14 protein-coding genes and 1 pseudogene are annotated in these 14,744 nt (G+C 44.0%); 3 read left to right on the top strand and 12 right to left on the bottom strand.

Annotated features, from left to right (window positions below; translation table 11 throughout):
- Positions 1–113: 113 nt before the first annotated feature.
- The 8 genes and pseudogenes from NDI42_RS12820 to NDI42_RS12785 form a co-directional block, all read right to left on the bottom strand.
- Positions 114–447: pseudogene (locus NDI42_RS12820) on the bottom strand (IS982 family transposase); the annotation flags it as partial.
- A gap of 174 nt (positions 448–621) precedes the next feature.
- Positions 622–1,329, bottom strand: a complete 708-nt coding sequence (gene hpsJ-A / locus NDI42_RS12815; protein ID WP_190456472.1) for an HpsJ-like protein, cyanoexosortase A-associated — start codon at positions 1,327–1,329, stop codon at positions 622–624.
- A 42-nt stretch (positions 1,330–1,371) separates the two neighbouring features.
- The gene (locus tag NDI42_RS12810; RefSeq protein ID WP_190456470.1) at positions 1,372–2,058 is read right to left on the bottom strand and encodes a cyanoexosortase A system-associated protein; all 687 of its coding nucleotides are present in this window, start codon (positions 2,056–2,058) and stop codon (positions 1,372–1,374) included.
- Between the two features lie 5 nt (positions 2,059–2,063).
- A complete protein-coding gene (gene crtA, locus NDI42_RS12805; protein ID WP_190456468.1) occupies positions 2,064–2,939 on the bottom strand; it encodes a cyanoexosortase A in 876 nt (291 codons plus the stop codon).
- 4 nt (positions 2,940–2,943) lie between these two features.
- Positions 2,944–3,690: a DVUA0089 family protein gene (locus tag NDI42_RS12800; RefSeq protein ID WP_190456466.1), complete on the bottom strand. Its 747-nt coding sequence runs from the start codon at positions 3,688–3,690 to the stop codon at positions 2,944–2,946.
- Between the two features lie 193 nt (positions 3,691–3,883).
- The gene (locus tag NDI42_RS12795) at positions 3,884–4,774 is read right to left on the bottom strand and encodes a hypothetical protein (RefSeq protein ID WP_348231405.1); all 891 of its coding nucleotides are present in this window, start codon (positions 4,772–4,774) and stop codon (positions 3,884–3,886) included.
- Positions 4,775–4,990: 216 nt separating this feature from the next.
- Positions 4,991–5,584: a PFE-CTERM domain-containing protein gene (locus NDI42_RS12790; RefSeq protein WP_190456463.1), complete on the bottom strand. Its 594-nt coding sequence runs from the start codon at positions 5,582–5,584 to the stop codon at positions 4,991–4,993.
- 351 nt (positions 5,585–5,935) lie between these two features.
- The gene (locus NDI42_RS12785) at positions 5,936–6,421 is read right to left on the bottom strand and encodes a hypothetical protein (RefSeq protein ID WP_190440683.1); all 486 of its coding nucleotides are present in this window, start codon (positions 6,419–6,421) and stop codon (positions 5,936–5,938) included.
- Positions 6,422–6,497: 76 nt separating this feature from the next.
- Here NDI42_RS12785 and hetZ point away from each other — a divergent pair, with 76 nt between their 5' ends.
- The 3 genes from hetZ (at position 6,498) to NDI42_RS12770 (ending at position 11,156) form a co-directional block, all read left to right on the top strand.
- Positions 6,498–7,661 (top strand): heterocyst differentiation protein HetZ, encoded by a 1,164-nt coding sequence (gene hetZ / locus NDI42_RS12780; protein WP_190440700.1) that lies wholly within the window; start codon positions 6,498–6,500, stop codon positions 7,659–7,661.
- Positions 7,654–8,667, top strand: a complete 1,014-nt coding sequence (locus tag NDI42_RS12775) for a hypothetical protein (protein WP_190456461.1) — start codon at positions 7,654–7,656, stop codon at positions 8,665–8,667. Before hetZ ends, NDI42_RS12775 begins: the two co-directional genes overlap by 8 nt.
- Before the next feature lie 173 nt (positions 8,668–8,840).
- A complete protein-coding gene (locus NDI42_RS12770) occupies positions 8,841–11,156 on the top strand; it encodes a transglutaminase TgpA family protein (RefSeq protein ID WP_190456460.1) in 2,316 nt (771 codons plus the stop codon).
- Positions 11,157–11,203: 47 nt separating this feature from the next.
- Here NDI42_RS12770 and NDI42_RS12765 read toward each other — a convergent pair whose 3' ends face one another.
- The 4 genes from NDI42_RS12765 to NDI42_RS12750 all read right to left on the bottom strand — a co-directional run bounded on the left by NDI42_RS12765 (position 11,204) and on the right by NDI42_RS12750 (position 14,736).
- Positions 11,204–12,970 carry an NAD+ synthase gene (locus tag NDI42_RS12765; protein ID WP_190456458.1) on the bottom strand — a complete coding sequence of 589 codons (1,767 nt, stop codon included), beginning with the start codon at positions 12,968–12,970 and terminating at the stop codon, positions 11,204–11,206.
- A gap of 121 nt (positions 12,971–13,091) precedes the next feature.
- Positions 13,092–13,385: an isochorismate lyase gene (locus NDI42_RS12760; protein WP_190456456.1), complete on the bottom strand. Its 294-nt coding sequence runs from the start codon at positions 13,383–13,385 to the stop codon at positions 13,092–13,094.
- Between the two features lie 50 nt (positions 13,386–13,435).
- Complete coding sequence (locus tag NDI42_RS12755) at positions 13,436–14,173, bottom strand: NUDIX hydrolase (protein ID WP_190440713.1); 738 nt, start codon at positions 14,171–14,173, stop codon at positions 13,436–13,438.
- The gene (locus tag NDI42_RS12750) at positions 14,146–14,736 is read right to left on the bottom strand and encodes a nicotinate-nucleotide adenylyltransferase (protein ID WP_190456453.1); all 591 of its coding nucleotides are present in this window, start codon (positions 14,734–14,736) and stop codon (positions 14,146–14,148) included. Before NDI42_RS12750 ends, NDI42_RS12755 begins: the two co-directional genes overlap by 28 nt.
- Between the last annotated feature and the right edge of the window lie 8 nt (positions 14,737–14,744).

Here is a 14,744-nt window from a genome sequence, read left to right as displayed (position 1 = left end):
ATTTCTGGAGCGCAGTGGTTAGCCAAAAATGTGAGTCAAATGCTCAAACTACGTTGCGCTTACCTCAACGAACTCCTATCTGTTTGATATTCTTGCAAAACCGGGATGCTCCCGCTGATACCGCTACATTGGCCAAAGCAATGTTTGAGGTACACACATAGTGGCAGTAAGGTTGATGCTATCCATTCCACAAATCTCTGGTAGCTTGGCAGACCCGGAAACTCTGTTCGCCAGTACACGCAAACATGGTCAAGGTAGTAGTGCTTGAAGTTGCGATAATGATTTTGGTGAAAAGCAACTAGAATCGTCATCACCTCACTCAAGCATAAACTTCGTTCTCGCTTCCGAGTCTTGAGGCCATGCAGAGCGTAACCTTCGCTGCCACTGCGGTTCAAATTTTTGACAAAAGTCATCTATTTGGCAAAACAAAGCATCTAAACTGGACATAGGGCGGGATTGCTGAATATCTCTGTATATTTTTCAGCTTACTTGCCCCTCCCTTTCTTGACGCTTCTCCATCAATTTCTATCCACAATCACCAACTCCTCTCTCGGCTTGCAACTTCTCTCCTCAACCTACTTCAGGGTTTCTGAGTCTACAAATGCTTATCCCGAACTGAGGTTAATTATGAATGCTCTTGCTTCGCTTGCGTCGCGCCCAGCGTGTGGCGTGCCAAATCCAAACAAACAAAGTGGCAGAAACCAACGCACCTAAATTCCACTTTAGAGAACTTTTTATTAGACTAAGGCGCATATTTTGGCGCGTTGTTTTGTTTTGGGTAGTAACAATCTTCTCAGCTTTACCAATTTCTGCAAGTAGTTTCTTTTTGAAGTCTTCAGTATTCTTAATTTCAGGCGATCGCTCTTGGGGATTTAAAGCCGCAAAAAGCTGATTCATATCTTCTTCAGTAGTAGCTTGTGCTAACCTGCCTTTAAATTGTTGAATTTGCGATAACTGTTGAGATGATTGGTAATTGATTTGGGCATTGTTTCGATTATAAAGCCGCCAAGTGTTATTAACTCCTAAAGGAATTAGCAGCAAAAATAATACTCCCAATGCTAGAGAAACCCAGGAAAAAAGTTTTAAAATAGTTGTTTCTAATTTGCGGCGATAACTTAAATCTCCGTAAAAAACTAACACCAGTCCTATCAAAGGTACAGGAACTCTTTCAACGAGAGAACCCATCATCTGAAATTCCCAGGTTGGGTTAGTAAAGCGTGGCGGAACAAGAATCTGAGAAAAATCAAAGAAGGCTAACATCAACAAGCCGTAACCTGCGGCCCGCAAGAGCGAAATAGTCCGAATTTCTTTGCTTTCTGATTGATTCATACAATTAAAACTTTTTTCTAAATCGTTATTACTCAAAACTATCTATTGTTTAGGAAAGCGCGGTTTCCACCAGCGAAACCAGGAAAACCAAGCTTGTTCCAAAAGTTGGTAGGAAGACTCAGGGTTAGTACCATTTAAAGGCGTGGATAAATGCGCCCAAAGACAACGGCGATCGCGCAAAGTTTCTTTACCTAATAACCAAGGCATCAAACGTCCTATTTGTAAGTCGTAAGTAACTTGATTTTTCAAAAATTGTTGCATAGTAACTGTACTGTTTCCGCGTGGGTTAATACAGGCATTCAAGTAAGCTTGATGCTGATAAACAAAGAGGCTATAAAAGCCCATTTCATTTTGCTGGCGTAACGTCTGTATCATCTCACCACGAGGTAGCTTGACATCAGTATGTTTTTGCAGCAAGCTATCGATATTTCCCAAAGTACCTACCACATAGCGCATCTCTATATTGATAGGAATGCCATTTTTAATATATCGATATTGCCTTCCAGCAATAACAGAATCGTATTGTCCAGGTAGCTGATTAACTGTATCATTCAGAGGTTTACTTTCCAATAGTTGGGCTTCAGTTAATGGAACAGTTGGCGGAAAAGCGAACAAAGTAACAGTTTTATTACCTGCTTCCGGATCTAAAATTAACTTTAAAAGCGTCAAAATAATCCCAAAAGAAGTTATAGCTAATAATATACCTCGCAGTTCTTTGCTCAATATCATTGCTTTTAAAACTCCATGTTATCTGGATTTTCTGGTTTATTTTCATGTAGCAAGAATTGGCATAACATACCAAAAATTAAAATGGAAATTGTAGAAAATATTTGGTTGCCTTCAGATCCATGCCAGTATTCAAATGCTTGCTGATTTGAGGATGCTACCAAAACCGCCATTAAAGCAACTCGAATCCCATTGATTAGAAATGCTAATAAAATAGCGGCTATAGGTAACAATATTTTTTTATAAAGTTCTGTAGGGAATACTAAAACGAAAAGCAGCGATAGCCGTAACAGTAGCAACATCGCATTTAATCCAGAACATCCGGCATATATTTCTATAGCGCCGTTGGGTAAAATCACGTTTACGCCTTGGCGAGAAACTGTAAATCCTAAATACCAAAGCATGAAGGTTGAAAACTTAGCGGCTAGTAAACTGGTATTAATTAGATTTTCAAGTTGCTGTAATAGCAATTCTTCAGGAATAACAAGAAGGAACACGATAATAAATTCCAACGAATATTGCTTTAATCCCTTAAAACCAGATGCTATCAAACCCAAACCTAAAGCGAAAAATAATATAGCTATTTTAATAAATGAAGACTCAAACCAAAACAGAGATGTGCTTTTGATGAGGCTGATAGCAATCAGTAAGACACCAAATAAAGTAGAAAGAATATCACTTTCTACTTTTAAAGTATTACGTTTTTTCCACAGCAAAGAGAATAAAGCACACCAAGACAAGACAGTTAAGCTTAAGCGATCGCTATCGCGAGTTAGCTTCCAGGTTAAGATTACTTGAACCGCAGCTATGCCGAAAGCGATCGCAAACAACCATAACTTTGGGTTTCCTAATAACCTACCTACGATGACAGTACGTTTTTTCATAGATTTAAACTTGCTTTTCTGGCTTTTTAGCAAGTTGTCCGCTTTGGCTGGTATTGCCCGCTATACATGATTTCCTGGCTAATTTTCGTGTTTTTTTAAATCTAGAAACAGCACCCCAAACACCCAACGCTAATACTCCCAGTGCTGAATGCGGTTCGTAGGGAACAGGAGTAGAACCAGTAGTAAACTCAGCCCCGGTTAAATTGATAGTGTAGGTGCCAATATTGTCATCAAAGCTGTCTCTGAACCAGCCGCTAAGTGGCGACGCACCACCAGTACCAGTTGACCCTTGAACTCCCAACAATGGTGAAGGAAAAATGTCACCTCCAGTGCTTGCTGGCGAGTCTCCAAAGGTAGAAATGGCTAAATAGTAAACCCCAGCAGATAACAAAGTGGAAGGAATAGTTGACTGAGGAGTACCTGCATCGTCATCGTTTCCAAAAACACCTATGCCCGCTGAATTAAACAAGAATAACTGCGTGTCAATCGTAGTCCCAGTACCTACTGTTGTAGCTGAAAATGGATTAACACCATTTACGTAGATTTGAAACAAGTCAATATCTTCACCTGCCGTTATTATTCCTAAGATGCTGGTCAGGGGTGTTCCGGGCGGTTGGGTACTGACAGCCTGACTTGTTGAAAGCAATTCGCCAGCATCCCCAATCTCAGTAAATGTAGCAGCTTGTGCCACTTCTCCAACTAAAAAAGGCACAATACAGAAGGCAAAAGGCAAAAAGAGATAATTGTTCATTTTTTATTCTCCCAATTAGCAATTAACCTTTAACAATTAGTAATTGCCTTAAGGTTCAACTTTTAGAAATCCGCCTTAAGAAGGGAGGTTTGGGGATCTACACTAGACCAAATCAGGTAATAATCTCCCTTGCGCCCTTCTTAAAGAGAGTTTTAATCGGGATTGCACATTGCGTTAATTGGCAAGTCCCAATTTAAGAACAACCTAGTGCTGAAGCCTGCACCACAGTTCTTAAGTCGCTAGTGAATTGCGCCTTGTATTGCAAGGGCGAGGTACCAATACAAGTCATGGCAGTTTTATTTGGTCGTCGAGGAGCAAAATATGAATCTGCTTGAATGACAAGGTTTGTGCCTGTCCAAGATAAGCCTTTTACATCTAAAGAATTGCTTTCTCCATTACTTAGCAAAGCTGATAAAAATGTCGCATTGAGAACGTTACCAGTTTTGGGATCTATCCGTGCCAGAATTGCCACTTTTCTACCCCCACCTTGTCCATAGCTAGTTAACCAACCATTTGTAGCAAAGCGGCGGAAATCTTGGCTGGATGTTCCCTGTGTGCCGTCGGTACTGAATGCAGCATATAAAATGCTGCTGCCATTCCAAAGTAAACCGTAGCCTCGACCATCAGCACCTGTTGTGTCGTAGTCTGTTTTACACCAAGTTCTTACACCATTGTCGAAACGCACCATTCGCGGGTCTTGGTTAATACTTGATACTTGCTGGTAGCCGATGTATATGATTGACGATCCAAAGGTGACTCTAGGGCCGTTTTTAGCTCGAATTGTTGCTTCAGAATCGTTACAGGAAAAGGTGACATTACTGCCTATTGATGAAACTAAGTTCGTTTGAGAAATCGCACTTTGAGGGGCAGTGCCTCCACTGAGTCCTAATATTGCTGTTAGTCCAAGAAATACTAAACTTTTGTGGAAAGTGAGTGGACGTTTAAGTTGCTGACACTGACGATCTGGAGTAGCTGTTTCACAGTCTAAGATCGGCTGCTCTTTCTTCAAACTGGCTAATTGCAGTTTGCAAACTATGGGCAGCGAACGAATATCCATGTGATAATTTCCCAGTGTAAAGTTCAATCAGGACGTCCTGGTTCATCTTTCCCTTTCTGGTTTAAACTTCCGGACAATCTATCGAGAGATAGAGGTGATTTTTGAAAAATTCAGTGTAATTACTGGCTAATAAGCTAATTAAACTTGGGTGGCTTTTAATTTCAGTAGCTATTCGTAAGTACTGGGTATTTTGGAATTTGATACTGTTAGAAACAACTAGAAAAGTTTGCGATCGCGTAAGTATTACTTGCGTTTTTGCAGTTGTTTTTTGAGTTGAGTCGCCGCACCCCAACCGCCCAGCACCAATATGCCCAAGGTTGGTGAAAACTCGTAAGGCACTGGAGTAGAAGAATTAAAACTCAGCTGCGTACCAAGGGCAGTCCCCCACGGTGCTGCGTCGCCTGCTTGGTACAAATAGCCATCCTCGGCGGCAAAGTCGTCAACAATGCTCAATGTCCAGGTTCCGTTGGGGTTCTGCCCATTGAACGCACTCAGGGGGCTACTAGGTCTATAGGCACCGATAAATGGCGCGTCACCAGCAGTAATTGCGATCGCTGCTTGATCGTCGAGCAGGGTATCCTGAAAGTTGTCCTCAAAGCTACCTACCTGCGAAAATAGTTGAATTTGTGTTCCAGTTGGCGATCGCAAGAAAACAGTCAAGTCAGAATCATAAGTATGCTGGGCGGAAAACCTCACGTTCAGGTCGGTGATGGTTCCCTCGCCGGAGACACTGAAAGTAAAAACCGATGTCGAAAAATCGAAAATCTGCCCGCCTGAGGCGATGTTGAAAACTGCTGCGTAAGCACTCGATGGTAAGCATAACAGTGCTGTCGTCAAAACAATATCAAAGAGATTTTGCCTTATGGGAGGCTTTTGGAATATATCCGACCTTCGCAAAATCCAAAATCCAAAATCAATAAGTACCTCTACAGAACTTTTTCTGCTTACCAGGAACCTCTGGAAATATTTTTACAAACATTTACAAGAGCAATTAACTTTAGCGGCTAAGGAGGTGGGCATAATTAAACGGAGATTGCAGGAACCCTACAAACCCGGTTTCTTAGTTGCGTTTATTTAGGCTCGGCTTTAAGTAGACGAGTGTAAACGATTAATACAAATCGGACATTCTATTACATTTCTTAAAGCTTCAACCCATTGATTAAAAAAGCTCACCATAGAAACCCTTGCTCAAGCAATATCTGGAGGCAAGTTTCTGGGGTTAGATTTGGGGGAAGGTCGATGTATTTGCTGATGTTCTTTAATGCGCTCTATCAAATTTACCCGAAAAATTTCATAGCCAGTGGTACGATTACCAGGAGTATCAAAGAAAATTGTGCTGTCTATCACCTCCCTGCCGACCGTCTCAAACAAAATGTGAGTCACAGGCTCTCTTTGGGCAACAATTTGAGGATCTGGCACTAACTGGAAACCCTTAGCGTCCTCAAGAGTTGAGAAAGCGTGTATCACCTTTTTTTGGACATCGGGTTCGGCCCGATTACTAAGGGTTGTCAATAACCAACCGGATTCTGGGCTTTGGAGAATGTAATACTCTAAATGTTGTAACCCCGTGGCATATTCGATGAGAACGGGTGCGATTTGGGTAATCCACTCAGGTGGTACACCATAAAGTTGCGCTTTGTCAATCAGTGCTAGAATCTGTTGGTCTAAATTCATATTGTTAATTTAAGGGCTTGTGCTGTTAACGTATGACGTTTGGGTATGCTAGGGTCTTGGTAACAATTTAGCCAGTGTGGGGAATATCTACCAGCGCGTGGAGGCAATTTTTAAACTACTATTTAACGAACTCCGAGAGTCAACAAAAGCCTCGGAGGATAACTGTCGTGAGGTGGCGGCGCGGATAGCCAGTGAAGTCGCCCGAATTTGTCATGAGAGTAAACGCATCCAAGATTCAGGAGATGTGGAAACTTGGGCGACGACACTGGCTCGTCTTCGCCTAAAGCAATGTCTTCACTATTATCAGATGGGCGCACATCGGGGAAGAGTGGAATTACACGCTACTCTGAGTGCAATTGTCTATCGCTACATTACACCTTCACAGGTGCCAACGAGCTATCAGGCGCGGCTGGTGCTGATTGAAGATTTCTTGCAAGGATTCTATGCGGAATCCTTAAATGCGTTTCGCCGCGAGAATGCGATTGTTACCAAGTATCGCCCCCATACTCTTTTAGAGTTGGCAGAATACATGGCTTTTGCCGAACGCTACGGCAAGCGACGCATTCCGCTTCCGGGTCATCGTACTCAGCAACTCATCATCCTGCGGGCGCAGACATTTTCGCAACAGCAACCTCCGGAAACTTCCGTAGATATGGAGCAGGCGGCTGAGGGAGGCGCTACCGAGTCAGACTCGGTTTGGAATGAAGCAACGGTGCATCAGGTGCGGGAGGCAATGGTAGGTCATGAACCGGAACCGTTGGAAAAGAGCCTGCGCCAAACGGTGGTTAAGGAGTTGATGAAATATCTCAAAGACCGCCAGCAGACTGAATGCGTCGATTACTTTACGCTGCGCCTGAAAGATTTATCTGCCGGGGAAATTGAGGCGATTTTGGGTTTGACTCCCCGCCAGAGGGATTATTTACAACAACGCTTCAAATATCATTTAATTCGGTTTGCCCTTTCCCATCGCTGGGAACTGGTGCATCAGTGGTTAGAAGCGGATTTGGAGCGCAATTTGGGACTAACACCCCAGCAATGGCAGGTGTTTCAAGGACTTTTGAGCGCTCAACAGGCTGAATTACTACGATTAAAGCAACAGGGAGTGGAAGCAGCAGCGATCGCTCAGACTTTAAATTGTACGGTTTCCCAGGTCGAAAAGCGATGGTTTAAGCTGCTGGAGCTTGCCTGGGAAATTCGCAATCGTTCAGTATCCGGAGCAAGTGCATCTCAAGATGAATAGTGACCTAGATAACAATTCCGAAGCGATAGATAACCGCTTCCTAGCATGGCTGCTAAAGGATTCTAATCCCACAGCAGCAGAACCACCACAAGACCCTAACTTGGAAGGCGATCCTGTGGAGGCAATGGAATTGGATTATTCTGATCCCCTAGACTCAGAAGACCTGAGCCTAGTATTAGACCACCTCGATGAAGCGGCCCAAGGCTGTCAACCACTCAACTTGGGAGGAGAAAAACCGACTGTGCAAAATCGTTTCCATGCCCTTTTGAAGCGCAAACTGCAAGTTGAAATTGAACGTAACCCACCTCTTTTTCCTTGGGAGACGGAAATTTGCAACTACGAACCTGATTATTTAGACCGCGAGGCTGAAAGCTCTGTTCCCCTGTGGATACCCCAGCTTTCTAACTTCAGTCTGCCTGTCACCCTCCCCGAAACGGTTTTAACACAACTGCTAGATTCCTGTCAGGAGGTCGTGCAGTCGCCGCTAGCACAGGGAGCGAAATTGGTGCGTGCCGCCAGCGCGTTGTTTCCAGAACAACGCCAGACACTAAACCAGTTAGCAGGAATGGTGTTGCTCTATCCAACCCGTTCCCCCCAAGAGCAGCAATTTTTCACGAATCGTTACGAAGAAGCTACAGATAGTCAACAGATGGCGCTGTCCTTATTGGCGGCTAGAGAAATCATCAAGGCGCTGACGTTGCCAGTATCGCCCGACTCGAAGCCTGTGGAGCGACATTGGCAAACATCTCTGGGGATCATGAGCGTCCAGGCAGAATACCAGGTAGAAGGTAAGGTTCCCAGGTGCAGGATTGTTAGTCGCTTACCTCGTGGCGGCAGTTTGACGCTGCGAACTGCTGTTGCAGAAGCAACGGCGCAGCGTTCCTATCCAGGCTACCTGAGTGTAGAATCGTTTGATTTAGAACCTAATCAGACTTATCCTCTGGAAATTCGCTTGTCAGAAGTGGATCAACCACCGCTGATTTTTGCGATCGCAATTAGTTCGTAGTCATTAGTTCATAGTCATTAGTAATTCGTCAGCAGTCAATCGTCACTTAAGGGTTGTCGAGTTGAAACGTTGGGTAGAGATTGTCGTTCTAACAACTTTCCAACCTTCCAACACATACGGACAACTGACAGCGGACAAAGCACAATAGACTAATGACCAATAACTAATGACTAATGACTAATTCAGCTTTGCATCGGGTGCGGCAACGGCTAGAAACAACGTCGAAGCCGGAAACGGAAGAATCAATCCTGCTACGGGTGCTGGTGCAGGCACTCGTAGTTGTGGGGATTATTGCCACGGATGTAGCGGCGGAAACTCAGATTAGTTTATGGGCTGTGCCGCTGAGTCTAGTTGGTGCGACGTGGAGTTGGTATCGACGACGCGATCGCAATGTGCCTGTAAAATTTTTGATAGCGATTGGGATGGTGGTAGCACTAACAGTTTTTTTGAGAAATCTGTTTGGTGCTTTGAATGATACACGCTTGGTGCTTGCAGAATTGTTAATTCATCTGCAAGTGCTGCACAGCTTTGACCTCCCGCGTCGCAAAGATTTGGGTTATTCGATGGTGATTGGGCTGATTTTGTTAGGCGTTGCTGGTACAGTCAGCCAAACATTAACCTTTGCGCCAATTTTGCTGTTGTTTTTGGGCGTAGCGCTGCCTGTTTTGGTGCTAGATTATCGCTCTCGGTTAGGCCTACTTGAAGGCAAAAGTAAAAAGACAAAAGTTAAAAAAAATCCCCAAGAAATTAAAAGCACTTTTAAGTTTTACTTTTTACTTTTTACTTTAATTGTCGGGCTGGGACTAACTATTTTTGCATTGATGCCCCGGTTTCCTGGCTATCAACTACAAACATTTCCAGTTAGCGGGCCTCAAGGTTTAGAACAACAAAATTTTTCTAGTAACGGCCGCGCCATAGTTAACCCTGGTTACGCCAGACAAGGTAAACAAGGTAGAGGTGGAGGCGGCGGACAAAACCAAGAAAGGGGCGCCGGGCAGATGGATGATACCTTCTACTACGGCTTTAGCAGCAAAATTAACCAGAATCTCCGGGGGGAGATGAAGCCCAAAGTGGTGATGCGAGTGCGATCACAAGCCGAGGGATTTTGGCGAGTGCTGGCGTTAGATCGCTACACTGGTCAGGGTTGGGAAATTTCCCGCGACAAGCAAACGCAGACTGTGCAACGTCCGGCCTGGTCGTACCGATTTTTCCTTCCCAGACAGGTAATCTTCAGTGGGAAAACTAAACAGGTGATTCAGAGTTACACAATAGTCTCTGAACTGCCGAATCTGATTCCCGCCTTATCCTATCCTAAAGAACTGTATTTTCCCACACAGGAAGTAGCGATGGATACCGAGAGCGGTTTGCGATCGCCTACAGGTTTGGGGGAAGGATTTACCTACACCGTAATTTCGGAAGTACCAGTACGCGATCGCGCTCTTTTGGCGAAAACATCAACAGACTATTCCGAAAGAATCCGCAATTACTATCTGCAAGTTCCTCCAGAAATCTCTGACAAAGTGCGGCAGCTAACCGAAGAAATATTAGCCAAGTCGAGAAAACCCATCACCTCTCCCTACGAAAAAGCTCTCTACTTAGCTCAGTATCTCAAACAAAACTACACCATCCCACAAGACCCTCTTGGCTTGCCTTTTTTGGATGAAAACGAAGACTTAGTAGAAGCATTTCTCTTCAAACACAAAGGAGGTTATCCTGACCACTTCTCCAGCGTTTTAACAATTATGTTGCGATCGATTAGCATTCCATCGCGGTTAGTGGCAGGCTTTTCACCAGGGGAGTTCAATCCCTTCACTGGCTTCTATGTCGTCCGCAACACCGACGCTTACGCGATGACAGAAGTGTATTTTCCCAACTACGGCTGGTTTGCCTTTGATCCGATTCCCGGTAATCCCTTAATTCCCCCCTCCGTTGAAGAAGACCAAACCTTTAGCGTGTTGCGCCAGTTCTGGCATTGGGTTGCGGGGTGGTTGCCTTCGCCTGTAGCAAGTTGGTTAAATAACGTATTCGGTGCCATTACCATCTGGCTGATTGGGGCGATAATCTGGTTATGGGCGCTGCTTTCCAATGGCTGGGTGGGATTGTTTACTGGGATTATATTGGCAATTTGCCTGGGGTTCCTCGGTTGGTTGGCTTGGAACAGGTTGCAAGCATTGCGTTACCGCCTCTGGCTGGGTAAGTTGCCGCCGATGGAAAGTATCTACCAGCAAATGCTTAAGGAGTTGAGTGTCCAAGGATACGCCAAGCACCCAGCACACACTCCCCTAGAGTATGCTTATCAAGCACGTCAACACCATTCACCCGACAAAGCCGAAGTCATCAACGAAATTTCTCAGGCATATGTCCAATGGCGTTATGGCGGAGAGACACCGAATTTAAAACAGTTGCGATCGCGCTTGCAAAGTTTGAAAAAATCTCAGATTAAGAAGGTTTGGGAGAAGCGATCGCGTTTAAAACTCGTAAAACAATAAACCGTAGACAGGCAAGATGCCTGTCTACTTTCTTGGCTTTGAAATTTTTAATTGTTTACCGCCCAACGACTGGCAATTGGCATTCGCCAACCAGTACCAAAAGCGCGATCTGTAATCTTAATTCCCGGAGGTGCTTGTCGCCGCTTAAATTCCGCACGCGCTACCAGCTGCATTACTCGCTTAACGACAGTTGCATCATGTCCGGCGGCGATAATTTGGGCTGATGATTGATACTCGTGAATTAAGCGTTGTAAAATGTCGTCCAAAATATCATAAGACGGCAGAGAATCTTGATCAACTTGACCGGGTTTTAATTCTGCACTCGGAGGCTTGAAGATGATATTGGTTGGGATAATTTCTTTTCGGATAGAGGAAAGAGTAGCATTCTTTTCTTCCCAAGGCCCTAGTCCCCAGTCCCCAGTCCCCAGTTTCTCAGCATTCAGCCAATTACAAAGGGAATAGACGCAGGTTTTAGGTACGTCAGCAATTACAGCTAATCCGCCATTCATATCGCCGTAAAGCGTACAGTAACCAACCGCCATTTCTGATTTATTGCCTGTAGATAGTAGGAGATAGCCAAACTTGTTAGCGATCGCCATTAATAAATTACCGCGAATCCGCGATTGAATATTCTCCTCAGCAAGTCCAAAAGATGTGTCAGCAAACACCTTTTCCAGAGTTTTGTCGTAACCTGTCATTAAATCGCCAATGGGCAGAATTTCAGTTGCAATGCCCAGATTTTCGGCTAATTCCAGCGCATCTTTAATAGAATGATCGGAACTGTAGGGAGAAGGCATGAGAATGCCGAATACATTTTCTGATCCTAATGCAGAGGATGCGATCGCTGCCACTAATGCCGAGTCGATCCCACCACTCAAACCAATAACTACTTTAGAAAAGCCGCACTTACGCGCATAGTCTCGCACCCCCAACACCAAAGCACCCCAAATTTCCTCATCTTCAGTTTCGGGTAAAGGCGATATCCCTCCCTCACCTCTTAAAGAGGAGGAGTTGGCGGGGATCAGATCCCGCTTTTCCTCATCAAATTCTATTAACACCAAATCTGTTTCAAAAGCAAAAGCGCGACTAACTACCTCACCAGTACGATTTAAAGCGAAACTGCAACCATCAAAAATTAAGTCATCATTTCCCCCAACCTGATTAGCATATACGATTGGTTTATTGAAGCGAGACGCGCTATGTCGCAACATCGATTCTCGCAACTTGTGCTTACCAACTCTGTAAGGCGAAGCTGATAAATTTACAATAAAATTTACATCCAATTGAGCTAAATCAACAATTGGATTTATCGCATAGCTGCGCTTACCCCAAAATTCCTCATCGTTCCACAAATCTTCGCAGATTGTTACTCCGATGTGGAGATTGTCGAGGGTGAAAGCATTAGCTTGCAGCCCTGGTTCAAAATATCGATATTCGTCAAAAACATCGTAGGTTGGTAACAGTCGCTTGTGAAAAATTTGCTGTAACTGACCATTTTCTAACCAGGCGATACTGTTAAATAAAGGTTTCCCGCCAGCAACGTGCGCTTTTGAATTTGGTTCAACTGTTCCCACTAAAACAGCTATATTTGGCGGTAAATTTTGCGCTAATTGCTGTAAAACGTTTGCCATTGTTTCAATGAAGCTGGGATTTAAGAGCAAATCCCGTGGCGGATAACCGCATAAAGAAAGTTCCGGTGTTAACAATAAACGGACATTATTCTCAGATGCAATTTTAGCAGCATTGAGAATTTGTTGGGCGTTGTTGGCGAGGTCGCCAATTGTAGGGTTAAGTTGAGCGATCGCAATTTTCATATATAGCCATCCTATTTGATGTGTGAAAGCTACTTTTTTAAAACGAACCGCAGAGTCGCAGAGGAAGAAAAATAAGATTTTATATAATTAAGGTTTGCTGTATTTGAATATATTACATTATTTATTTTCTTGATTTCCAATGGTTTAATTCTTCATTCATAAAATAAGTGACTAAATCTTGATATAACTTTTCAATTAGATCAGGATTTAAGCCTTGTTCTTCAGCCCAAACACGTCTTTGCTGCATCATAGCCTGACGACGTTCTGGGGCTTTTACACTTTCTTCACTGGTTTTGAAATTGGCAGCAGCTTTCACATATTCAAATCGCTTGCCAAGAAGTTCGATAATTTTCCGGTCAATTTTATCAATCTCATTACGAATGTCTTGGATATCTAAAGTCTCTTCGGGTTCCATGTTTTATTTTTTTAATGCAGAAGATTAAATTACTTTGTGTGCCTTGGCGTTTAGATAAAAACCAAAGGCTTATCCTTAAACGGGGCAAACGCTTCAGCATCAAACCGATACAAACTAGCCGGACGACCAGCACCACGCGACACTTTTACTTTAGTATCGTAAAGAAAACCCAGCTTCAACAACCGGGCGCGGAAATTGGAATAATCTGCAAAATTATCCCCTAAAACTGTCGTGTAAAGCTGATATAAGTCACTCAAAGTAAATACCTCTGGCAACACTTCAAATGCCACTGGGCTATACTCTAACTTATTTCGCAAACGCCGATGACCGTACTCTAAAATTTTATTGTGGTCAAAGGCGAGTTGCGGCACTTGTTCTAAGGGATACCAAGCAATACCACTAACGCCATCGGCAATTAATTCAGCTTCTTCAAACCGTACCAGAGCAAAGTAACTAACTGATAGATAACGCACCCCATAACTATCATCACATTCCCTCAGGTCGCGTCCTGGCCCGCCAAAGGTGTATAACTGTTCCAAGTACAAGTTTTTGACGCGAATTTTTTCAGCTAAAATTCGATATGCGGCATCTTCTAAAGATTCTCCTTGACGGACTAAAGTACCGGGTAAGCACCAATGTCCTGAGAAGGGTTCTTCTTGGCGCATTACTAACAAAACTAACAGTCGATTTTGCGCTGTATCGACTGAGAAAATTACGTTATCAACTCCGACTTTAAAATCGGCTAATGTCGGTTGTTGTGCTATTTTTTTCGAGCCGCGTCCTGGCATTCGTATAAACGTTCTCTATTGATATAGTCTTTGACGGTGGTCGTCAAGGCTTTGGTGTTTCCATTCTCACGATACGCTGTAGAGGAAACCGCTGGCGCGTTAAGGTGAGCGATCGCTATGTGCGCCCCCATCTGCCGCAGTTCCTCTAAACTAGAGTCTTCTATCGGATATCCTGGTCTAGGTACTACCAGCAGTTGCACTTGCCGCAACCAATCTTCAACTCTATACCAACGCGGCATCTGGCTAACTAAGTCGGAACCAATTACTACTGTAAAGTCTACCGACATTCCCCAAATTCCCCTGGCCTTCTGCACCGTTTCCAGAGTTCTCGGACTGCTGAGTTCCTGAAACAGGCAGATATTGTGCCAAGTCGAATTAAGTTCCTCAATCAGCAACCGTAGCATTCTGGATCGATGTTCTAACGGCGTTTGGTGAGACTTAAACGGATTATCCGATGCCCACACCGCCACCAGATCGTAGTGTTGAGACAGCCAATTAAGGATCGCCTGATGTCCCGATGTCGGCGGGTCAGCACTTGTACCAAACAAAGCAATTCTCTTCATTTTCTTCC

It is taken from the genome of Funiculus sociatus GB2-C1, from assembly GCF_039962115.1.
Taxonomy (GTDB): Bacteria; Cyanobacteriota; Cyanobacteriia; order Cyanobacteriales; family FACHB-T130; genus Funiculus; species Funiculus sociatus.
The sequence above is the reverse complement of the archived record's forward strand: the minus strand, read 5'-3'. Positions and strand labels throughout refer to the sequence as shown.